24 protein-coding genes and 1 pseudogene are annotated in these 20,876 nt (G+C 71.7%); 10 read left to right on the top strand and 15 right to left on the bottom strand.

The window, feature by feature from the left end:
- Window positions 1-51 precede the first annotated feature (51 nt).
- Window positions 52-717 carry a DUF2461 domain-containing protein gene (locus BLW76_RS15860; RefSeq protein WP_091307828.1) on the bottom strand — a complete coding sequence of 222 codons (666 nt, stop codon included), beginning with the start codon at window positions 715-717 and terminating at the stop codon, window positions 52-54.
- 59 nt (window positions 718-776) lie between these two features.
- Window positions 777-1,991 carry a glycoside hydrolase family 18 protein gene (locus tag BLW76_RS15855; protein WP_091307827.1) on the bottom strand — a complete coding sequence of 405 codons (1,215 nt, stop codon included), beginning with the start codon at window positions 1,989-1,991 and terminating at the stop codon, window positions 777-779.
- A gap of 157 nt (window positions 1,992-2,148) precedes the next feature.
- Between BLW76_RS15855 and BLW76_RS15850 the strand changes: the two genes are divergently transcribed.
- Window positions 2,149-2,457 carry an ArsR/SmtB family transcription factor gene (locus BLW76_RS15850; RefSeq protein ID WP_208613537.1) on the top strand — a complete coding sequence of 103 codons (309 nt, stop codon included), beginning with the start codon at window positions 2,149-2,151 and terminating at the stop codon, window positions 2,455-2,457.
- A 96-nt stretch (window positions 2,458-2,553) separates the two neighbouring features.
- On the opposite strand, the pseudogene BLW76_RS49600 reads toward BLW76_RS15850, so the two are convergent.
- Window positions 2,554-2,709: pseudogene (locus tag BLW76_RS49600) on the bottom strand (winged helix-turn-helix transcriptional regulator); the annotation flags it as partial.
- 67 nt (window positions 2,710-2,776) lie between these two features.
- Between BLW76_RS49600 and BLW76_RS15840 the strand changes: the two are divergent.
- The 4 genes from BLW76_RS15840 (at window position 2,777) to BLW76_RS15825 (ending at window position 6,192) form a co-directional block, all read left to right on the top strand.
- Entirely contained in the window at window positions 2,777-3,253 is a 477-nt protein-coding gene (locus BLW76_RS15840; protein ID WP_091319439.1) for a group II truncated hemoglobin, read from the top strand.
- 34 nt (window positions 3,254-3,287) lie between these two features.
- Window positions 3,288-4,724, top strand: coding sequence for an aromatic amino acid ammonia-lyase (locus BLW76_RS15835; RefSeq protein ID WP_091307823.1), 1,437 nt, complete (start codon window positions 3,288-3,290; stop codon window positions 4,722-4,724).
- A gap of 66 nt (window positions 4,725-4,790) precedes the next feature.
- Complete coding sequence (locus BLW76_RS15830) at window positions 4,791-5,366, top strand: RNA polymerase sigma factor (RefSeq protein WP_091307820.1); 576 nt, start codon at window positions 4,791-4,793, stop codon at window positions 5,364-5,366.
- A 1-nt stretch (window position 5,367) separates the two neighbouring features.
- The gene (locus BLW76_RS15825; RefSeq protein ID WP_244170654.1) at window positions 5,368-6,192 is read left to right on the top strand and encodes a CU044_5270 family protein; all 825 of its coding nucleotides are present in this window, start codon (window positions 5,368-5,370) and stop codon (window positions 6,190-6,192) included.
- Window positions 6,193-6,238: 46 nt separating this feature from the next.
- Here the strand turns inward: BLW76_RS15825 and BLW76_RS15820 are convergent, their stop codons facing one another.
- Window positions 6,239-7,264 (bottom strand): 6-phosphofructokinase, encoded by a 1,026-nt coding sequence (locus BLW76_RS15820; RefSeq protein ID WP_091307814.1) that lies wholly within the window; start codon window positions 7,262-7,264, stop codon window positions 6,239-6,241.
- Window positions 7,265-7,546: 282 nt separating this feature from the next.
- Between BLW76_RS15820 and BLW76_RS15815 the strand changes: the two genes are divergently transcribed.
- Window positions 7,547-8,638, top strand: a complete 1,092-nt coding sequence (locus BLW76_RS15815) for a 3-deoxy-7-phosphoheptulonate synthase (protein WP_091307812.1) — start codon at window positions 7,547-7,549, stop codon at window positions 8,636-8,638.
- A gap of 562 nt (window positions 8,639-9,200) precedes the next feature.
- On the opposite strand, the gene BLW76_RS15810 is transcribed toward BLW76_RS15815, so the two are convergent.
- Together BLW76_RS15810 and BLW76_RS15805 are read right to left on the bottom strand one after the other, a co-directional pair.
- Window positions 9,201-9,689: a polyadenylate-specific 3'-exoribonuclease AS gene (locus tag BLW76_RS15810; RefSeq protein WP_091307810.1), complete on the bottom strand. Its 489-nt coding sequence runs from the start codon at window positions 9,687-9,689 to the stop codon at window positions 9,201-9,203.
- 20 nt (window positions 9,690-9,709) lie between these two features.
- A complete protein-coding gene (locus tag BLW76_RS15805) occupies window positions 9,710-10,471 on the bottom strand; it encodes a lysophospholipid acyltransferase family protein (protein ID WP_091307808.1) in 762 nt (253 codons plus the stop codon).
- A gap of 212 nt (window positions 10,472-10,683) precedes the next feature.
- Here BLW76_RS15805 and BLW76_RS15800 point away from each other — a divergent pair, with 212 nt between their 5' ends.
- From BLW76_RS15800 to BLW76_RS15790, 3 genes are read left to right on the top strand one after another with little or no spacing between them, the layout of a single operon-like run.
- Window positions 10,684-11,451 carry an alpha/beta hydrolase gene (locus tag BLW76_RS15800; protein ID WP_091307805.1) on the top strand — a complete coding sequence of 256 codons (768 nt, stop codon included), beginning with the start codon at window positions 10,684-10,686 and terminating at the stop codon, window positions 11,449-11,451.
- Complete coding sequence (locus BLW76_RS15795; protein WP_091307804.1) at window positions 11,448-11,948, top strand: hypothetical protein; 501 nt, start codon at window positions 11,448-11,450, stop codon at window positions 11,946-11,948. The genes BLW76_RS15800 and BLW76_RS15795 overlap by 4 nt, the downstream gene beginning before the upstream one ends.
- A gap of 11 nt (window positions 11,949-11,959) precedes the next feature.
- The gene (locus tag BLW76_RS15790) at window positions 11,960-13,099 is read left to right on the top strand and encodes a glutamate--cysteine ligase (protein ID WP_091307801.1); all 1,140 of its coding nucleotides are present in this window, start codon (window positions 11,960-11,962) and stop codon (window positions 13,097-13,099) included.
- Here BLW76_RS15790 and BLW76_RS15785 read toward each other — a convergent pair.
- From BLW76_RS15785 to BLW76_RS15750, 8 genes are all read right to left on the bottom strand, one after another.
- Window positions 13,096-13,938, bottom strand: coding sequence for an NUDIX domain-containing protein (locus BLW76_RS15785; protein WP_091307800.1), 843 nt, complete (start codon window positions 13,936-13,938; stop codon window positions 13,096-13,098). The genes BLW76_RS15790 and BLW76_RS15785 overlap by 4 nt on opposite strands.
- A 30-nt stretch (window positions 13,939-13,968) precedes the next feature.
- The gene (locus BLW76_RS15780) at window positions 13,969-14,232 is read right to left on the bottom strand and encodes a hypothetical protein (protein ID WP_091307797.1); all 264 of its coding nucleotides are present in this window, start codon (window positions 14,230-14,232) and stop codon (window positions 13,969-13,971) included.
- Between the two features lie 198 nt (window positions 14,233-14,430).
- Window positions 14,431-15,369, bottom strand: coding sequence for an ROK family protein (locus tag BLW76_RS15775; protein ID WP_091307795.1), 939 nt, complete (start codon window positions 15,367-15,369; stop codon window positions 14,431-14,433).
- A 15-nt stretch (window positions 15,370-15,384) separates the two neighbouring features.
- On the bottom strand, window positions 15,385-15,789 hold the full coding sequence (locus BLW76_RS15770; protein WP_091307792.1) for a hypothetical protein: 405 nt from the start codon (window positions 15,787-15,789) through the stop codon (window positions 15,385-15,387).
- A complete protein-coding gene (locus tag BLW76_RS15765) occupies window positions 15,786-16,913 on the bottom strand; it encodes an ArsA family ATPase (RefSeq protein ID WP_091307790.1) in 1,128 nt (375 codons plus the stop codon). Before BLW76_RS15765 ends, BLW76_RS15770 begins: the two co-directional genes overlap by 4 nt.
- A 1-nt stretch (window position 16,914) precedes the next feature.
- Complete coding sequence (locus tag BLW76_RS15760) at window positions 16,915-17,352, bottom strand: SRPBCC family protein (RefSeq protein WP_091307787.1); 438 nt, start codon at window positions 17,350-17,352, stop codon at window positions 16,915-16,917.
- 27 nt (window positions 17,353-17,379) lie between these two features.
- Window positions 17,380-18,174, bottom strand: a complete 795-nt coding sequence (locus BLW76_RS15755) for a metallophosphoesterase family protein (protein WP_091307785.1) — start codon at window positions 18,172-18,174, stop codon at window positions 17,380-17,382.
- 10 nt (window positions 18,175-18,184) lie between these two features.
- The gene (locus BLW76_RS15750; RefSeq protein ID WP_091307783.1) at window positions 18,185-18,595 is read right to left on the bottom strand and encodes a polyketide cyclase / dehydrase and lipid transport; all 411 of its coding nucleotides are present in this window, start codon (window positions 18,593-18,595) and stop codon (window positions 18,185-18,187) included.
- 126 nt (window positions 18,596-18,721) lie between these two features.
- On the opposite strand from BLW76_RS15750, the gene BLW76_RS15745 reads away from it, so the two are divergent.
- The gene (locus BLW76_RS15745; protein ID WP_091307781.1) at window positions 18,722-20,518 is read left to right on the top strand and encodes an AMP-dependent synthetase/ligase; all 1,797 of its coding nucleotides are present in this window, start codon (window positions 18,722-18,724) and stop codon (window positions 20,516-20,518) included.
- 3 nt (window positions 20,519-20,521) lie between these two features.
- Here the strand turns inward: BLW76_RS15745 and BLW76_RS15740 are convergent, their stop codons facing one another.
- Window positions 20,522-20,866: an antibiotic biosynthesis monooxygenase family protein gene (locus BLW76_RS15740; protein ID WP_091307779.1), complete on the bottom strand. Its 345-nt coding sequence runs from the start codon at window positions 20,864-20,866 to the stop codon at window positions 20,522-20,524.
- Window positions 20,867-20,876 lie beyond the last annotated feature (10 nt).

Here is a 20,876-nt window from a genome sequence, read left to right as displayed (position 1 = left end):
GATCCCGAATGTTCAAGAAAGTGTTCAGAAACCCGGCTGGTCAGGTCACGGTCAGCGACGGGGCTGTTCGCTCGGGCCGACCCGGTCGCGGGCCCACTCGTTGAACTCCCGGAGCTGCCGCCACGCCTTGCGGACGCGGTCGAAGGCGCCCCGCTCGTGCAGGACGTCGTCGGGCTCCCAGCCGCGCACGGCGTACACCGAGCGGTAGCGCAGCAGGTCGAGGCGCGGGTGGTCCTCGGCGAACCCGCGCGGCTTCGACTTCAGGCGGTCGCCCTTGATCTCCCAGCCGGCGCGCTCGAGCTTGGCGAGGATCTTCCGCAGCGCCTCGCCGTGCAGCTCGGTGTCGACCGCCGTCCGGAACCGGGCGATCTGGTCGGAGGCCAGGTAGAAGCACCCGCCGCCGACACGCAGGCCGTCCGGCCCGACCTCGACGTAGTAGGCGCCGCCACCACGGCCCTGCTCGATCACCCCGCCGCAGTGGGTCTTGTACGGCGTCTTGTCCTTGGCGAAGCGGACGTCCCGGTAGGGGCGGAACACCTTGGGCTCGCCGAAGCCGTCGGAAAACTCGGGGGCCAGCTCGGCCAGCAGCGCTTCCATCGGGGCGCGGACGTCGGACTTGTAGGTCTCGACGTGGTCGTCCCAGTAGGGCTTGGAGTTGTCCTCCACGAGGCCGTCGAAGAAGTCGATGGCGTACTCGCCGAATCCGCTGAACTTCACGCCCGCGACAGTAAACGGGGGCACCGACGACTTCTGCCGGTGCCCCCGCACGCGCTGTGCTACTTGGCGACGGCGGTGATCAGCTCGCCGTTCGTGGTGTCACCGGAGAGCTCCCAGAACATCGCGCCGCCCAGGCCCTGGGTCTTGGCGTAGGAGATCTTGCCCGCGATGGTCGCCGGGGTGTCGTAGCTCCACCAGTTGCTGCCGCACTTGGCGTACGCGGTGCCGGCCACCGTGCCCGTCGCCGGGCAGGACGTCTTGAGCACCTTGTAGTCCTCGATGCCCTGCTCGTACTTGCCCGGCGCCGGGCCGGTCGCGGTGCCGCCCGGGGCGCTCTGCGTGACGCCGGTCCAGCCGCGGCCGTAGAAGCCGATGCCCAGCAGCAGCTTGCTCGCCGGGACGCCCTTGCTCTTGAGCTTCTGGATGGCCACGTCGGAGTAGAACCCGGCGGTGGGGATGCCGGAGTACGACGTGAGCGGCGAGTGCGGAGCCGTCGGGCCCTGGGCCGCCCAGGCACCGAAGTAGTCGTACGTCATCACGTTGTACCAGTTGACGTACTGGGCGGCGCCGCCGTAGTCGGCCGCGTCGATCTTGCCGCCGCTCGTGCCGTCCGCGGTGATCGCGGCGGTGACCAGCTTCGAGCCGAACTTCGCGCGCAGGGCCCCCAGGAGGTTCTTGAACGCCGCCGCGCCGCTGGTGTCGCAGCTCAGGCCGCAGGCGTTGGGGTACTCCCAGTCGATGTCGATGCCGTCGAAGACGCCGGCCCAGCGCGGGTCGTTGACCAGGTTGTAGCAGGAGTTCGCGAACGCGGTGGGATTCTTCGCGGCCTGCCCGAAGCCGCCCGACCAGGTCCAGCCGCCGAAGGACCAGAGGACCTTCAGGCCGGGGTGCTTGGCCTTGAGCTTCTTGAGCTGGTTGAAGCTACCGGCGAGCGGTTGGTCCCAGGTGTCGGCGACGCCGTCGACGCTGCCCGCGGCGTCGTAGGTCTTCTGGTAGTCGGCGTAGGCGTCGCCGATCGCGCAGCCGCCGTTCGTCACGTTGCCGAAGGCGTAGTTGATGTGGGTCAGCTTGCTCGCCGAGCCGGACGTCTCGATGTTCTTGACGTGGTAGTTGCGGTCGTAGACACCCCATTCGGTGAAGTAGCCGACCACCTTGCCGACGGAAGCTTGTGCGCTCTCGGTCGACGCGGTCGCGGCCGTGGCGGTCGCGACGAGACCCGCGGCGGCCGCCACGGCGAGCAGGGCCGAGAAGCTCTTCCTGCGCAGACGGGACATGCGTTCTCCCTCCCGGGAATTCCTCACGGCGACGGTGCCGGAGTGGTGGGGACCACACTTACCGTAAGTGGACTAGACCACTAGGTCAATGGTTCAGACCATGCGTGGTCAACATTCCTTGACAGGAATATGCCCGGCGGAGCACATTTCACGGGTGATGCAGACTTTCGACGTCCTCGCCGAACCCCGGCGCCGGACCATCCTCGACCTGCTCCGCGACGGCGAGCGCTCGGTCGGCGAGCTGGTCGACGAGCTGGAGCTGAGCCAGCCCGCGGTGTCCAAGCACCTGCGGGTGCTGCGCGAAGCGGGGCTGGTGACGGTCCGGGTCGCGGCGCAGAAGCGGTGCTACGCCCTGCGCCCGGAGCCCCTGGCCGAGGTCGACGCCTGGCTCGCGCCCTACCGGCGGTTCTGGTCCGGCCGGCTGGACGCGCTGGAACGCCGGCTGGACGAAACCGACTCCGCCTGACGCCCTACGGATGTCATGAAAGGGTCGTTCATGGCGTTGGATGTCATGAACGACCCTTTCATGACATCGGGTCAGGGCCGGTCGGGCTCCGGCGGGCTGCTGGGTCAGCATCTTCTCGCTCACCCCCGGCATCCGGCGCCGCAGTTCGCCGTAGCGGTGGGCGCCCTCCTTGAGGTGGGCCAGGATCACCGGCTTCCACTTGCCGCCGATCAGGTCGACCGCCAGTTCCGTCGCGCAGTGGTACCGCTTCATCCGCTCTCCCTACGCACCGGAAAGTACGTGGTTGCCCGGCCGGGGCACCACTGGTTGCCTGATGCGGGTGATCGTGCCAAAACCCACGCCGACCCTCTACGAATGGGCCGGCGGCCACGAGGCCCTCGTGAAGCTGCTGACGATCTTCTACGGCCACGTCCTCGAAGACCCGCTGCTCGAACCCGTCTTCCGCCACATGGACCCGCACCACGCCGAGCACGTGGCCGTCTGGCTCGGTGAGGTGTTCGGCGGGCCTGCCGAGTACTCCGCGAGCCACGGCGGGCACGCCCACATGATCGGCCGTCACCTCGGCCGCGGGATCACCGAGCAGCAGCGCCGCCGGTGGGTGTCCCTGCTGCTCGACGCCGCCGACGAGGCCGGCCTGCCCGGCGACCCCGAGTTCCGGGCCGCGTTCGCCGGCTACCTCGAGTGGGGCAGCCGGCTCGCCGTGATCTTCTCCGCGCCCGGCGCCGAGCCGAACCTGCACGAACCGGTCCCGAAGTGGGACTGGCCGGTACCGCCCTGGCAGCCGCCGTCGCCCTAGCCGCATAGTGAGGGCAGTCGGAAGGAGGCTGCCCTTGATCCGGGTGGACGGCCGGACCCTCAGGTGCGCGGACGTCGTCGCCGCCGCGCGCACCGAGGGGCCGTTGGGCATCGACGTCTCGATCGCCGCGCTGCGGGCGGCCGAAAACGCGTGGAAGCTCGCCGAGGAGCTGAGCACGCGCCGGATCGTCTACGGCCGGACCACCGGCGTCGGGGCCAACAAGGACGACACGGTCGAAAGCTCCGTCGAGCACGGCCTGCGGCTGCTGCGCAGCCACGCGGGCGGCAGCGGCGACGCGATGCCGCCCGGCCAGGTCCGGGCGATGCTGCTGATCCGGCTCAACCAGCTGCTCTCCGGCCGGTCCGGGATCAGCCCCGAGCTGATCGGCGCCCTGGCCGAGGCGGTGCGCACCGGCGCGTTGCCGCTGGTCCACCGGCTCGGCGCGATCGGCACCGGCGACCTGGCCCCGCTGGCCGAGGCGGCGCTGGCACTCACCGGCGAACGCCCGTGGGTCACCGGGCACGTCCCGCCGGTGCCGGTGCGGGCGGGCGACGCGCTGGCGTTCATGAGCAGCAACGCCGCCACGCTCGCCGAGGCGACCCTCGCGGCGATGCGGCTGGACACGCTGACCCGGGCGAGCCACGCCGTCGCGGCGCTGACGTACGTCGCCCTCGACGGCAACCCCGAGGCGTACGCGACACCGGTGCACGAAGCACGTCCGCACGCCGGGCAGGTCGCCTGCGCCGCCGAGATGCGGCGGCTGCTGGGCATGCACCAGACGCCGAAGCCGGGCCGGCGGATCCAGGACCCGTTCGGGCTGCGGGCGTTCCCGCAGGTGCAGGGCCCGGCGCTGGACGCGATCCACTACCTGCGGGACGTCCTCGCCGTCGAGATCAACGCGAGCACCGAGAACCCGATGATCTCGACGGTCCACAACGACGCCTACCACCACGCCCACTTCCACACGGCGTACGTCTCGACGGCGCTGGACCAGGCGCGGGCGACCGTGCACCAGGTGGCGGAGCTGTCGGTGGCGCGGCTCGGCGACCTGGTGGAGCCGGAGTTCACCGGGCTGCGGCCGTTCCTGGCGGCAGGACCGCCGGGCAGCTCGGGCGTGATGATCCTGGAGTACGTGGCGCACGACGCGCTGACGGAGCTGCGGCAGGCCGCGCTCCCGGCCACCCTCGGCACGGCGGTGGTCTCCCGCGGCATCGAAGACCACGCGAGCTTCTCCACGCAGGCCGCCCGCGCGGCGACCGCGGCGTGTTCGGCCTACCAGCAGGTGCTGGCGTGCGAGCTGGTGGCCGCGGTCCGGGCGCTCCGGATGCGGGAGGCGGACCTGGTGGAACTGCCGGTGCGCGACGCCTTCGAAGCGGCGTCGGCGGTGCTGGACCCGAGTCTCGACGACCGGCCACTGACCGGCGACATCGCCGCCGCCGTCGGGGTGCTGGAGCAGCTGGCCCGGATCTAGCGTGAACCCGATCCGCCCGTGCCGCCAACAACGGAGGAGATGGCCTCACGACAGGCAGGCGGTTCCTTGAGTTCACCAGGTGAAACCGGGGACGACGCGGACGTCATCACCGCGTCCCTGGAGCATCCCGAGCGGTTCGCGGTGGTCTTCGACCGCCACGCCCCGCACATCCACCGCTACCTCGCCCGGCGGCTCGGCGGCCAGGCGGCCGACGACCTGATGGGCGAGACGTTCCTGATCGCCTTCGGCGGCCGCGCCCGCTACGACCCGGCGTTCCCGAGCGCGCGGCCGTGGCTCTACGGCATCGCGACCAACCTCGTCGGCCAGCGTCGTCGCGAAGAAGCCCGCGAATACCGGCTGCGGGCCACGCTCGGGCCGCCCGCCGAGCAGGACGGTCACGCGGACCGGGTCGCCGAGCGGGTGACGGCCCAGGCGATGAACGCACGGCTCGCCGCCGCGCTGGGCGGGCTGGCGCGCGGCGACCGCGACGTCCTGCTGCTGATCGCCTGGGAAGGCCTGGCCTACCAGGAAGTGGCGGTCGCGCTGGACATCCCGGTCGGCACCGTCCGGTCGCGCCTGAACCGCGCCCGCCGGAAGGTCCGCGCCGAACTGGTCCCCGAGGAGGTCCCGAACCGTGGATGACATGCAGCTGCTGCGCGACTTCGCCGGACCGGCCGGGCTGCCGGCGCGCGAGGACCTGGCCCGGAAGCGGGCCGAGCTGCTCGCCGCCGCGGCCTCGGCTCGTCCCCGGCGCCGGCGGGTGTTGTGGGGTGGGGTGACCGCGGCCGGGCTCGCCGCGGCCGCGGCCGCCGTCGTCGTCCTGACTCCGGCCGGGGCCCCGATCGCGCCGGTTCCCGAGCCCGAACCGGTGCGCATCCTGCACGCCGCGGCTGCGAAGGCCCGCGCGCTGCCGGACGTCATCCCACGGCCGGACCAGTTCGTCTACACGAAGACGCGGCTCGCGGACGGCCGGGAGAACGAAACGTGGGCGTCGGTGGACGGCACCCACGACGGGTTGTCGTTCGTCTTCGGCCACGAGACCTTCGTCGCGGGCTGCCACGGCGGGAAGAGCCGGTGTGTGCCGCACCCGGCTGCCCCCGCGAACTTGCCCACGGACGCCGACGGCATGCTCGCCTACCTGCACAAGAGCACCTACGGCGAAGGCGACACCCTGCACGACCTCGGCAACGAGGTCGTCGACCTGGCCGGGGGTTACCTGCGCCCGGCGGTGCGGGCCGCGCTCTACGAAGCCGTCGCGAAGATGCCGGGCCTGGTCGCCCGCACCGACGCGAAGGACGCCACCGGCCGGGCCGTTCTCGGCATCACCTGGCACAGCAGCACCGAGCACGGGATCGGCAACCAGGACGAATTCCTGTTCGACCCGGTCACCTTCACCTACCTCGGCTCCGGCATGTTCGGGGTGGTGGTGAGCCAGGGCATCGTCGACGCGGTGCGGCAGCGGCCCTGAACGCGCGAAGGGCCGCCCCTGGGGGGCGGCCCTTCGACGTCGGGACTCAGCCGAAGAAGACTTCGGCTTCCTGGTAGCGCTCGACCGGGACCGTCTTCAGCTCGGCCGTCGCCTCGGACAGCTTCACGCGGACGATGTCCGTGCCCTTGAGGGCGACCATGACGCCGAAGTCGCCGTCCGCGACCGCGTCGACCGCGTTGAGGCCGAAGCGGGTGGCCAGGACGCGGTCGTAGGCCGTCGGCGTGCCGCCGCGCTGGACGTGGCCCAGGACCACCGCGCGGGACTCCTTGCCGGTGCGGTTCGCGATCTCGTCGGCCAGCCAGGTGCCGATGCCGCCGAGGCGGACGTGCCCGAAGGCGTCCTTCTCGCCGGTGAGCAGCTTCTCCTCGCCGCCCTCGGGCAGCGCGCCCTCGGCGACGACGATGATCGGCGCGAACTCCTTCTCGAAGCGGCGCTCGACCCAGGAGACGACCTGGTCGACGTTGAAGTGCTTCTCCGGCACCAGGATGACGCTCGCGCCGCCGGCCAGGCCGGAGTGCAGCGCGATCCAGCCGGCGTGCCGGCCCATGACCTCGACGACGAGGGCGCGGTGGTGCGACTCGGCCGTGGTGTGCAGCCGGTCGATCGCCTCGGTCGCGATGGAGACCGCGGTGTCGAAGCCGAAGGTGTAGTCGGTGGCGCCCAGGTCGTTGTCGATCGTCTTGGGGACACCGACGACGCCGACGCCGTCGTCCGTCAGCCGCTTCGCGACGCCGAGGGTGTCCTCGCCGCCGATCGCGATCAGCGCGTCGACGCCCTGGTCGGCGAGGACCTGCTTGATCTTGTCGACGCCGCCGTCGACCTTGTACGGGTTGGTGCGCGAGGATCGCAGGATGGTGCCGCCGCGGGTGAGGATGTCCTCGACGTCGTTCAGGCCCAGGGGGCGGCTGTCGCCGGTGAGCGGGCCGTTCCAGCCGTTGCGGAAGCCCACGAAGTCCCAGCCGTGCACCTCGATGCCCTTGCGCACCACCGCGCGGATCACCGCGTTGAGCCCCGGGCAGTCGCCGCCGCCGGTCAGCACACCGACACGCATGAGAAGCCTCCGTCTGTTCTCGGGAGATGACAGTCACATTTCGTCATCCGTCAGAGTAGCGGCTCTCGTCTTGATCGGTGCAGGCCGTACCACCTGCCGGATCGGTCCTCGTGGCAGCTGTGCTACGTTGACCCCGTGCAGCGCTATTTCTGGTTTACGAAGCCGGCCCCGGGTGGGCACGGCGGCGTGAACCTGCGCTGACTCCCACCCCGAGCCGGATTTCCCAACCGGCTCGGCGAGTCCCCCGCGGGTCGGTGTCCACCAGGAAGGAACACCCCCGCCATGACGCTCTCCGCCGGACCGGCCACCATCGGTGACCTCACTGACCTCGACGCCGCCCGCACGACGTCGATCAGTCCGCTCATTTCGCCCGCGCTGCTGCGCGAAGACCATCCGGTCGACGCCGCCGTCGCCAAGGTGGTGCGCCAGGGCCGCGCCGAGACGGTCGACATCCTCGAGGGCCGCGACGACCGGCTCATCGTGGTGGTCGGCCCCTGCTCGGTCCACGACCCGGAAGCGGCCCTCGACTACGCCCGCCGGCTGGCCGCGAAGGCCGAGGAGCTGCGCGGCGAGCTGCACATCGTGATGCGCGTGTACTTCGAGAAGCCGCGCACGACGCTGGGCTGGAAGGGCCTGATCAACGACCCGGACCTCGACGGCACGTTCGCCGTCAACAAGGGCCTGCGGCTGGCCCGCAAGCTGCTGCTCGACGTGTCGGCGCTCGGCCTGCCGGTGGGGTGCGAGTTCCTCGACCCGATCACGCCGCAGTTCATCGCGGACATCGTGACGTGGGGTTCGATCGGCGCCCGCACGGCGGCGAGCCAGGTCCACCGCCAGCTGTGCAGCGCCCTGTCGATGCCGGTGGGCATCAAGAACTCGACGGAGGGCGACGTCCAGGTGGCGATCGACGCCACCCGCGCGGCGGCGGCCAGCCACGTGTTCCCGGGCATCAACACGGACGGGCTGGCGGCCCTGCTGACGACGTCGGGCAACCCGGACTGCCACGTCATCCTGCGCGGCCACAACGGCGGGCCGAACTACGACGCGGGTTCTGTTGTGGACGCTTTGGCCCGGTTGGCGAAGGCGGGGTTGCCGGAGCGGGTGATCATCGACGCTTCGCACGGGAACAGCGGCAAGGACCACGTGCGGCAGGGTGTCGTGGTTTCCGAGCTGGCTGCGCGGATTGCTGCCGGTGAGCGCGGGATTTCCGGGCTGATGATGGAGAGCTTCCTGGCCGGTGGGCGGCAGGATCTTTCGCTGGGGCGTGCGGCGGAGCTGACCTACGGGCAGTCGATCACCGATGCGTGTCTCGCTTGGGATGACACGGCGCCCCTGCTGGATGAGCTGGGTGCGGCGGTGCGGGCGCGGCGCTGAGCTGGGGTTTCTGGCCGGTTGGGGGCTGGGTGTCGCGGCCGGTTGTGTCGGCGGCCGGTTGTGTCGCGGCCGGTTGTGTCGCGGCCGGTTGTGTCGGCGGCCGGTTGTGTCGGCGGCCGGTTGTGTCGGCGGCCGGTCGCGTCGGCCGGGGTGCGCCGGGGGTTCCCGGCGGCACCCGGGACGGCGCGGCGCCTGGCCAGGCCGAGCCGGGCCCGGCGGTGCGGGCGCGCCACCGAGAGGTCCCCGGCCTGGGGGTCCCCCGGTTTTTACGTTACCGGGGACCCCCGACAATTTCGGCGCCCGTGAGCGCCGCTCCGCGCTCCGGCAATGTCGCCTTGGGCGGGGTCAGTGCCCACCACCCCGAAGCCTGATTGTGACTACGGACGGTGGTGCCGCGTCAAGGCGGGAAAGCGTGCCTTGACCCGGCACCACCGTCCGCGTTCTTGGCTTCGTATCGGGGTGGTGGAGGGGGTCTGGGTGGGGTGCCGTTGGGCGTCGGCCTTGCGTTCCGCGCGGGGAGGCAACTGGCGCTACGCGCCCGGCCGCTCCGTGGCCCAGCTGGTCAGCGGCGCGGGAAGTAGCTCTCGATGACTTCCCACCGGGCCAGATTGTGCTTTGCGTCCGCCAGCGCGTCATGCTGATCGGTCGGCGCGGCCGGCAGCTTCGGCTTCCCCGCGTCCTCCCAGCGCTGCCGCAGGTCCCTCGTGAACCTCGGCAGCTGCCGCGGCAATGCCGGCATCGGGCCCCACAGCTGCGCCAATGCCACGTGGTCATACGCCGCGAACCACGCCCACAGCTCGATTCCGCCTGGTGGCTTGCCGAAGAACTCCAGCAGGTCGTTGCGGATCTTCTCCCGGCTTCGCCATGCTCGGTCGGCCGGGGACGGGAGCTTGTCCAGCACGTTGTCGCGGACCCAGGGCCCCGCCTTGGACGGGTCGAACTCGGTCGAAACCGCGTAGAACTCGCGGCCTCGCTCGTCCACCACCCCGATCGACACCAAATCGATCGTCACGCCGTCTTCGATGAACTCGGTGTCGTAGAAAAAACGCACTGGTGAACAGTAGTGGTGGGTCAGCCGACCTTGGAATCGGGCACCCGGGCCGCGTCGCGGGCCGATGGCTGGGCCGGGACCGCGGGCTTCACCCCAGCCGCCTCTGCCGCCAGCAGCTCCTTGGCCTTTGCCGCGTAGATGTCGACGTACTCCTGGCCCGACAGCTCCATCAGGGCGTACATGATCTCGTCCGTGATCGACCGCTCGATGAACCTGTCACCGGAGAGGCCCTCGTAGCGCGAGAAGTCCAGGGGCTTGCCGAAGCGGACTTCGAGGCGGCGCGGCCACCACATCTTCGAACCGATCGGGTTGACCTTGTCCGTGCCGATCATCGCCACCGGAACGACCACGCCGCCGGACTCCAGGGCGATGCGGGCGACGCCCGTCTTGCCCTTGTACAGGCGGCCGTCCGGGGACCGGGTGCCCTCCGGGTAGATCCCCAGCAGGTGCCCCTCGCGGACCAGGCGGGTCGCCGTGTCGAGGGCGGCCTGGGCGGCGTTGCCGCCGGAGCGGTCGATCGGGAACTGGCCGACGCCGGTGAAGAACCACTTCTTGAGCGTGCCCTTGAAGCCGGGCTCCGTGAAGTACTCGGACTTGGCCGGGAAGGTGACCTTGCGCTTGACCCGCAGCGGCATGAAGAACGAGTCCGCGACAGCCAGGTGGTTGCCGGCCAGGATCGCGCCGCCCGTCTCGGGGATGTTCTCCGCGCCGACGACCTTGGTCGGCCAGAGCGCCTTGAGCAGCGGTCCGAGGAACACCCACTTCATGAGCCAGTACAGCACCGGTGCCTCAGTCCTCCATCGCAGCCGCAGCCCCTGTCACCCGAGACGAACAGCCTACGAACACCGGCGGCCGCCGCACAACGCAGACCACCCGGTTACCACTTCGGCAGCGATCGATCTCACAGCGAATTCGGGGCACGGGCAGACCCCCACAAGGTCCGCCGGGCGTGAGAGCATGGACTGACTGCAAGGCTCACACGGAAGGCGATCGCATGGGCGTGCTCGCCGGCGCGGAACCGTTCGGCCACACCGGTTCGGCCGAGATCGGGTTCCTGCTCTGCCACGGGTTCACCGGCACCCCGGCGAGCATGCGGGCCTGGGGTGACCACCTGGCCGAGGCCGGGTTCACGGTGCGCTGCCCGCTGCTGCCCGGCCACGGCACCCGCTGGCCGGACCTCAACCGCACGACGTGGGAAGACTGGTACGGCGCCGTCCGCGAAGCCCTGCTCGCGCTGCTGGCGACCTGCCGCACGGTGTTCGTCGGCGGCCTCTCGATGGGCGGCACGCTCACCCTGCGCCTGGCCGAGGAGTTCGGCGACCGGATCGCCGGGATCGTCCTGGTCAACCCGTCGGTGACGCGGCTGAAGTGGGACACGCGGCTGCTGCCGGTGCTGGGCCGGGTCGTGCCGTCGGTGCCGGCGATCGCGAACGACATCAAGAAGCCGGGCGAAACCGAGCTGGCCTACCCGCGCACGCCGGTGCGCGCGGCGGCGAGCCTGGCGAAGCTGTGGGCGGTCGTGCGCGCCGACCTGGCGAAGGTGACGCAGCCGGTGCTGCTGCTGCACTCGTCGGTCGACCACGTCGTCGAGCCGGTCAACTCGCAGCTGGTGCTCAAGGGCGTCTCGAGCACCGACGTCACGGAGGTCGTGCTGGAGAACAGCTACCACGTGGCCACGCAGGACAACGACGCCGAAGTGATCTTCACCCGCAGCGTCGAGTTCGCGAAGGCGCACGCCGGACAGCCCGAGGAGACCGCATGAGCCGGGGGAAGGACGGACCGGAGGACGTCGACGCGACGTTCGCCGAGATCGTCGCCGACCTGCGCGCCGGCGGGTTCGGGCTCCCCGAAACGGACACCGCCGAGGCCACCGGCACCGCCGAGCCCGAGTCGCGCAAGACACCGGAGCGGCCCGCCGAGCCGCCGGCCGTGGACTCGCCGCCGGAGCCCGGCTGGCGGTCCGGGGGAACGTCGTGGGACACCACGATGTTCTCCGACGACCCGGCCGACGACGACGAGCACTACGTCCCGCCGGAGCCGCCGCCGCTGCCCCGGCCGAAGCTGGGGGCGTTCCTCATCCTGCTGCTGTTCCTGGCCGGGCTGTTCCTGCTGATCCTGCCGAACGCGATCGGCGTTGGCCCGACGGTGGCGACACCGCTGGGCATCCTCGCGCTCGCGACGGCGATCGCGCTGCTGCTGCTCCGCGTGCGCCAGGGACCGCCGCCCGGCGCCGATCCCAGCAACGGCGCCCAGGTCTAGTTCGGACGGCGATGCACATCGAGTTCAGTCCTTCGCGGCGATCGACCGTCGGCGCGGAATGGGAGCTCGGCCTGGTCGACCGGCGCAGCGGTGAGCTGACGTCGGTGGCCGAGCGGATCCTCGAGGCCGTCCGGCCCGACGGGCAGGCCGAGCACCCGAAGATCAAGCAGGAGCTGCTGCTCAACACCATCGAGATCATCACCGGCGTCTGCGACACGATCGCCGAGGCCAAGGCCGACCTGAACGACTCCCTCGACGTCGTGCACGGTGTCGCCGACCCGCTCGGCGTCGAGATGTTCTCGGCGGGCACGCACCCGTTCTCGAACTGGTACCAGCAGAAGGTCACCGACAAGGAGCGCTACGCCAAGCTGATCGACCGGACCCAGTGGTGGGGGCGGCAGATGCTGATCTACGGCGTCCACATCCACGTCGGCGTCGACCACCGCGAGAAGGTGCTGCCGGTCCTCGACGCGCTGCTCAACTACGCGCCGCACCTGCAGGCGCTGTCGGCGTCTTCGCCGTACTGGGGCGCCGAGGACACCGGGTACGCGTCGAACCGGGCGCTGATGTTCCAGCAGCTGCCGACGGCCGGGCTGCCGTTCCAGTTCCGCAAGTGGGCTGAGCTGGAGAGCTACGTCGAGGACATGTTCACCACCGGCGTGATCGACAGCTTCTCGGAGATCCGCTGGGACATCCGGCCGTCGCCGAAGCTCGGCACGATCGAGATGCGCGTCTGCGACGGCCTGCCGACGCTGGAGGAGGTCGGCGCGATCGCGGCGCTGACGCAGTGCCTGGTCGACGACTTCGTCGAGCGCCTGGAAGACGGCGAGATCCTGCCGACGCTGCCGCCGTGGCACGTCCAGGAGAACAAGTGGCGCGCGGCCCGCTACGGCACGGACGCGATCATCATCCTGGACGCCGCCGGCCGCGAGCGGCTGGTCACCGACGACGTGGCCGACCTGCTGGACCGGCTCGAGCCGGTGGCGCGGCGCCTGGACTGCGTCGCGGAGCTGCGGGACGTCGAGACGATCCTGCGGTACGGGCCGAGCTACCGGCGCCAGCGCGCGGTGGCCGAGCAGCACAAGGGCAGCCTCAAGGCCGTGATGGCGTCGCTGGTGGCCGAGATGCGCGACGGGATCCGGCGCGACTAGAGCTCGTCGAGCTGCCGCCGGAGCGTGCCGGGGCCCATGATCGACGCGCCGAGCGCTTCGACCCGCCGTTTCAGCTCCCGGTCGGCGGTCGCGACCAGCACCTTGGCCGTCTGCTGGGCGACGACCTCGACGATCTTGGAGTCGCCGTCGCTGTCCGCGGCGACGACTTCGACGCCTTCGGTGCCCGTGACGCGCTTGGCCTGCCCTTCGACGACGAGGACGATCCGCGGCCACCAGGTCACGGCCGCGTCGTCCGGATCGGGCACGCCGGCTTCGGCGAGCTTGGCGAGCTGGTCGCGAAGGCGTTCGGCGGCGCCGTGCCGGTCGCGCCACCAGCCGTCGGGCCGCGAGCCGACGACGTTGGCGGCGTCGACGACGAGCACGAGCTCCTGGCCGACGCGGTCGCGCAGGTGCGGCCACGCGGCGGCGAAGTCGCGGTGGAGGGGGTAACCGGGGACGTCGTCGGGATCCACCCAGCGCACCTCCGCACTTTCGGTGTTGGCGACGCGCGCTTCGGCGCCGTCGGCGAGGGCCAGAACGGTGGTGTAGCTCCAGTCGCCGTGGTCGACGACGGAGGCGGAGACGGCACGGAAAGCCTCGGCGGGAACGGAGGTCTCCTCGAAGGCTTCCCGGGCGGCGGCGGTCCTGGCGGTCTCGCCGGCCTCGATGGCCCCACCGGGCAGGGCCCAGGTGCGCCCGTGGTGCACCCACCAGGCGCGACGCTGCAGGAGAACGCCCCGCGCGGGATCGACGAGCAGCAGCCCGGCGGCACCGTAGCGACCCCAGTGCACGTGCCCGCAGGAACACCGGACGAAGACACTGGCGGACGGCTGACTCACCCGTCCAGCCTGTCACAGGTCGGCGAGGGATCACTTCTTCCGCGCGAGGTTCCCGCGTCCACCGAGGAAGGCGGCGAGCAGGATGCCGAGGACGATGCCGCCGAGGATGACGACGGCGAGGACCGCGCCGGGGAAGAGGGCCTTGAGCAGGAACTGCGCGACGAGCGCCCACCCGGCCGCGACGGCGAGCGACGCGGCCACCACCACCGGCCGACGGCGCGACTTCGCCCGCAGGACAGCCGCCGCAACCGCCAAGCAGGCCCCGCCCACCCCGATCCACACATCGGCCGCCATCCCCGCTCCCTCCCGCTGCGGGAGCCGGGTACCCGATCGGGGGTGGGATGACACGGGCCGGTGCGGGCCCGCCCCCGAATTCCACGCTACCGGGAGCCACCGACAGTTCCGGCCGCTTCCCCGGCGCCGGAACGTCATGAACGACTCGTTCAGTGCGCCCGATGTCATGAAAGGGTCGTTCATGACGTCGGGGCCGGGTCAGACCGGGGTCTTCGCCGCCTCCAACGCCAACGCCGCCGCGCCCACGATCGCCGTGTCATCCCCAAGATGAGCGGTGCGAATCCGAGCCAACGGCCGATGCCGAGCCCCCGTGATCGCCCCCGCGTAATGCTCCCGAGCTTCATCCAGGAACAACGGCGCCGACTCCGAAACCCCGCCCCCGATCACGATGATCTCCGGATCGAACACATCCGCGACCAGCGCCAAACCCTCACCCAGCCACTTGGCCAGCTCCGCCATGGCCAGCTGGGCAATCGGGTCACCGTCCCGAGCCGCACCCGCGACCCGGCGCCCGGTCACCGACCCCGGATCACCCGCCACCTGCGGCGCCAGCACCGTCGACCGCCCCGGGTGCCGCGCGAGCAGCTCCACGGCCGTCGCGGCCAACGCCGTCCCGCTGCAGTACCGCTCCCAGCAGCCGTACTTGCCGCACGGACACGGCCGCCCACCGCGGACCACCGTCAGGTGCCCCAGCTCCGGCGCGACGCCGTACGCGCCCCGGTACAACTTGCCGTCCAGCAACAGCCCCGCACCGATGCCCGTGCCCAGCGCGACCAGAGCCGCCACCTGCGCCCCGCGAGCCGCGCCGAAGCGGTGCTCGCCCACGATCGCCGAATTGACGTCGTGCTCCAGCAGCACCGGCAGGCCGACGCGCTTCTCGATCCGGTCGGCCACGGGTGCGCCGCGCCACGCCAGGTGCGGGGCGAACATCACCGACCGGCGGTCCCGGGCCACGAAGCCGGCCACCGCCAGCCCGACCCCGGCCACGTCGTGGCGGTTGCGCAGGTCCTCGACCACGCTCGCGATGGCGTCCTCGAGGGCACCCTCCTCGGTCGGCGTCGCGACGCGCGCCGTGTCGAGCAGGGAGCCGCGTTCGTCCACCACGCCGGCCCGGATGCTCGTCCCGCCGACGTCCACCCCTATCGTCCGCACTCAGCTCTCCCACTCGTCGCGCCTGCGGACCGCGATGTGCTGCACCCTGGTCGACGCGGTGGCGTCCGCGGCGGGCTTCGGCGCGGGCCGGAACCCGGGCATGTGCACGCCCTCGTCCGGTTCCCAGCGGTCCGCGAGCACCGCACGCAGCAGGGCGACCAGCTGCGCGAGCTGCTCGACCAGCCGCGCGACCAGCTCGGGCCGCTCACCCCGCACCACCGCGACGATCGCACACAGCGGACACCAGCCGCACGCCGAACCGTCCGGTTTCGCCTCCTCAGAGGTGTGATCACCGTGGCCGGCCGCGAGCACGCCCTCGAGCCACGGCGCCGCCTTGTCCGCGACCAGCTCGGCGAGCAGGCGGATCTCCTCCGCCAGGCGCGGCCCGTGTTCCTCTTCGCTCACCCGCGGCCCCGGTTCCCGGCCAGGCGCACGACCAGGCCGTCGGCGTCGGATTCCGCGCCGGTGATCCGGCACGGCCGCAGCGGCTCCGGCAGGGCGATGAGCCTGCGGAAGCCGTCCACGGTGATCGCCAGGTCGTCGTCGACGCGGGCGAGGTCGACCTCGGCGTCCCGCGCGAGCGGGATCGCGACGCGCAGGGTGTACCCGCCGGGGGCGGGCCGCACGCGCAGCAGCGGGGTGACGGGGGTGCCGTTGCCCGCGAGGGGGTCTTCGCCGCGGTAGAGCTCGGCGGCGATCTCCAGCAACGCCGGCAGCCCGACCGGCTCGACGGCGCGGTGCTCGACGCGGGCGACCGGCGCGATCCCGGCCGCGGCGAGCTCGGCGAGCACGGCGTCCTGCTGCGCCCGCCGGGTGCGCAGCCACGACGCGGCGCCACCGCGCCACATGCCGGGCGCGGGCATCAGCCGGTTGGCGATCAGGCCGTCGACGGCGATGCCGCGCAGGGCCAGGGAGCTGAGCGTGCGCCGCGCCTCGGCGACGACCACCCGCTCCGGGGTCAGGACCAGCCGGACGGTCGTCACGGCCGGGTCGGTGAGCAGCGCGCGCAGGCCGTCGAGGTGGGCGCCGAGGCGGCGCACCGGGTCGGTGACGCGGCGCCCGAACACGCGGGAAAGGTAGCCGGAGACGGCCTCGGGCAGGGCGAGCAGCCGCAGCGTCTCGGCCGTCGGGCCGCAGTCGACGACGACGGTCTCCCACGGCCCGTCCTCGGCCAGCCGGCGGACCTCGGTCAGGGCGAGCAGCTCGTCGACGCCGGGCAGCACGGTGAGCTCTTCGGCGTCGAGGGTGTCGAGCCCCGCCCCGGCCAGCACGGCCCGCAGCTCACCGCGCAGCTGCTGCCAGGTGGCGTCCACCAGGGTGCGCGAATCGACCTGCACGCCGGAGAGGAGCGCGTCCACTTCGGACGGTTCGGCCCCGAGCGGGCGGCCGAAGGCGTCGCCGAGCGAGTGCGCCGGATCCGTGGACACGACGAGGGTCTTCCTGCCGCGGGCGGCGAGGGCGGCGCCGGTGGCCGCGGCCAGCGTGGTCTTCCCGACACCCCCCTTGCCGGTGCACAGCAGGATCCGCACGCTAGCCCTCGGCCCGCTTCTTCAGCTCCTTGAGCGCGGTGTCCATGACCATCTTCTCGGCCTTGCGGCGCAGCAGGCCGATCATCGGCAGCGCCAGCTCGACCGACAGCGTGTAGGTGACCCGGGTACGGCCGCCGCCGAGGTCGGCGAGCGCGTAGCGGCCGTTCTGGGCCTTCTGCATCTGGCCCTTGACCAGGTGCCAGCTGACGCCGAGGCCGTCTTCGTCCCAGTCGTACTCGAGGGTGTAGACGTCCTTGATCGGGCCCGCGTCGAGGGTGAGCTTGACCTGCTTGGCCCGCCCGTCGGCGTCGGTGTCGAGGACCTCGGTCTGCCGGACGGCCTTGGCCCATTCCGGGTACGCGGGGAAGTCGGCGATCACGGCCATCACCCGGCTGGGCTCGGCGTCGACCTCGATGGACTGTGTGGACTGCTCGGCCATGGGTCGAAGCGTAGCCGCCGCGGTTGGTCACCAGCGCAGCACGTAGGGCTGCCCGGTCTCCTTGAAGTGACCCACGTTACGGCACTCGGTCAGGCCGACCCGGGCGCGGGCCGCCAGTGGCTGGTGCACGTGCCCGAACACCGACCAGCGCGGCCGCTGCGCCCGGATCAGCTCCAGCAGCGCCGTCGAGCCGATCTCGCTGCGGCGCGCGACGACGTCGTAGGTCAGCTCCGGCAGCGCGGGCGGGCCGTGCGTGCAGAGGACGTCGACGTCGGCCAGCGCGGCGACGCCCGCGTCGTAGTCCGCGCGATCCCGCAGGTAGGGGCGCCAGGCGGCGCCCTTGCGCGGCCGCGGGACGACGCCGTCGGGCAGCAGCGCGCCGCCGACGAACCCGAACCGCAGGCCGCCGATCTCGGCCACCTCGCCGTCGAGCACCCGCACGCCCTCGCCGGTGAACTCCGGCCACAGCGCCGGGGTGTCGACGTTGCCGGGCGTGGCGTAGGTGGGCGCGGTCATCGCCGCGAACAGCGCCGCGTACTGGGTGCGGACGGCCTCGTCGACGGCGCTCGCCGGGTCTTCGAGGCTCGCCCAGAGCTCCCGCGAGTAGGCAACGGTTTCGTCACGGGTGCCCTCGCGGCGCAGCCGGGCGAACCCGGCCACCTTCTCCGCGCCGAACAGGGCACCCATGATGCCCTTCTCGTGGTCGTGGTAGTCGACGAAGTCGATCAGGTCGCCGAGCACGACCAGGGCGTCGGCCCCGTCGCCCGCCCGCTTCAGCGCGTCCGCGTTGCCGTGCACGTCCGAGACGACGTGTACCCGCACCCCTGGCCCCCTAGCCCTCGCCGCGCGGAGGCACTCCGGGCTCGCGCCCGTCCTCCAGGATCTCCTTGAGCCCGAGCGCGATCGCCTTCGCGGCGCGCGCCCGCCGGTCGAACTCCCGGCGCAGCTCGCGCGGCGCCAGGGCACGGGGCGTCCCGGCCGCGTCGGCGGGGGTCGCCCGCAGGAAGTAGTGCAGCAGGGTGCCGTCGAGCACCGGCTCGAGCCAGACCTCCATCGTACCGACGAGCGCGCCCCGCACGGTCCAGCGCAGGCCCTTCTCCCCCCGGTCGGTGTAGACCTCGAGGACCAGGTCGGGCCAGTAGCGCCGCCAGGAGGCCGGCTCGGCGAAGACCGCGGCCACGGTGGCGGGCGGAACGGCGAGGAACGTCTCGTCGACGATGTCGAGGGAGGGTGGCGCGTTCACGTGCGAAGAATGTCACGGCCTCGCCTCGCGGCGTCGATCAGCATGGTCTTAAGGTGCTCACCACGCTAAGTTGACTGGCGGGTAACAGCGGTGTCACCTGCCGCCGCGTTGAACACGGAGGTCCACGTGCGCGAATACAGCGCTCCCGCCGGCAAGCCGGTGGCCGACGACGAAAACATGTCCGACGTCGTCTGGGCGAACGCCGAGCGGTTCTCCGACGTGGTGAGCTTCCGCCGCCAGGTCGAGGGCAGCTGGCTGGACGTCACCGCCAAGGAGTTCGCGGCCGAGGTGCTGGCCGTCGCCAAGGGGATGGCGAAGGCCGGGATCGGCCGCGGCGACCGCGTCGCGATCATGTCGAAGACCCGCTACGAGTGGACGCTGATCGACTTCGCGATCTGGGCGGCCGGCGCGGTGACCGTCCCGATCTACGACACCTCTTCCGCCGAGCAGGTGCACTGGATCCTGTCGGACTCGGCCGCGAAGGGCGTCTTCGTCGAGACCAGCGCCCACGCCGCGACGCTCGACGAGGTGCGCGACAGGCTCCCCGACCTGGCCAGCACGTGGCAGATCGAGGGCGACTCCCCCGCCGTCGAAGAGCTGTCCGCGCTCGGTGCCGACCTGTCCGACGACGAGCTGCACGACCGCCGCCGCGAGGTGACCGCGGACGAGCTCGCCACGATCGTCTACACCTCGGGCACCACCGGCCGCCCCAAGGGCGTCGAGCTGACCCACCGGAACCTCCTGGCCGAGATCCGCGCCGACATCGAGGCGTTCCCGCAGCTGATGGAGCAGGGCAACTCGCTGCTGTGCTTCCTGCCGCTGGCGCACGTGCTGGCCCGCGCGATCGCCGTCACCGCGCTGACCGCCCGCGTCACCCTCGGGCACACCCCGGACGTCAAGAACCTGGTCGCCGACCTGGGCACGTTCCGGCCGACGTTCGTCGTCGCCGTGCCGCGCGTGTTCGAGAAGGTCTACAACTCGGCGAAGCAGAAGGCCCACAGCGAGGGCAAGGGCAAGATCTTCGACGCCGCCGAGGCCACCGCCGTCGCCTACAGCGAGGCGCAGGACTCCGGCGGCGCCGGAATCGGGCTGAAGCTCAAGCACCTGGTGTTCGACAAGCTCGTCTACGGCAAGCTGCGCGCGGCCCTCGGCGGCCGCTGCGTCGCGGCGGTCTCGGGCGGAGCGCCGCTGGGTGCCCGGCTGGCGCACTTCTTCCGCGGCATCGGCGTCCCGGTGTTCGAGGGCTACGGCCTCACCGAGACGTCGGCGGCGGCGAACGTCAACACGCAGACGGCGTTCCGCGTCGGCACGGTCGGCAAGCCGGTCAACGGCACGTCGGTCCGCATCGCCGACGACGGTGAAGTGATGCTCAAGGGCGACGTCGTGTTCCGGGCGTACTACAACAACCCGCAGGCGACCGCCGAGGCGTTGACGGACGGCTGGTTCCACACCGGCGACCTCGGCGAGCTCGACTCCGACGGCTTCCTCAAGATCACCGGCCGCAAGAAGGAGATCATCGTGACGGCGGGCGGCAAGAACGTCGCCCCCTCCGGCCTCGAGGACACGATCAAGGCGTCCCCGCTGGTCAGCCAGGCGATGGTGGTCGGCGACCAGCGCCCGTTCATCGCCGCGCTGGTCACCGTGGACGAGGAGTACTTCCCGTCGTGGAAGTCCCAGCACGGCAAGCCGGCCGGCGCTTCGGTCGCGGACCTGGCCACCGACCCCGACCTGGTCGCGGAGATCCAGGCCGCGGTCGACGAGGCCAACAAGTCGGTGTCCAAGGCCGAGGCGATCAAGAAGTTCACCGTGCTGGCCAACGACTTCACCGAGGCCGGCGGGGAGATCACGCCGAGCCTCAAGCTGAAGCGGAACGTGGTCTCGAAGAACTACGCCAACGACATCGAGGGCCTGTACAAGAAGTAGCGCTCAGGCGCGAGAGAAGCCGCTGCTGCGCTCCACCTTCGCCACGTGCAGGGTGTAGCTCTCGTACCACTCGGCCCGGCCCCGCTGCCGGGCCGAGCGGTGCTCGGCGTTGCTCCGCCACTGCGCGAGGGCGTCGGCGTCGCGGAAGTACCCGACGGTGATGCTCAGGCCACCGGGCGTCTCGGCGTGGTCCATGCCCAGGTAGCCGGGGACCTGCTTGACCAGCTCCTCCATCCGGGCGGCGGTCTCGGGGTAGCCGGCCTGCTCGGCGGTGCGCACCGACGTGAAGACAGCCACGTAGTAGGGCGGCTCGAGGGCCGGGACGGGGGCCGCCGGGTGATCGCTCATGGCGTCACCG

The organism is Amycolatopsis tolypomycina (genome assembly GCF_900105945.1).
GTDB classification, from domain to species: Bacteria; Actinomycetota; Actinomycetes; order Mycobacteriales; family Pseudonocardiaceae; genus Amycolatopsis; species Amycolatopsis tolypomycina.
The sequence above is the reverse complement of the archived record's forward strand: the minus strand, read 5'-3'. Positions and strand labels throughout refer to the sequence as shown.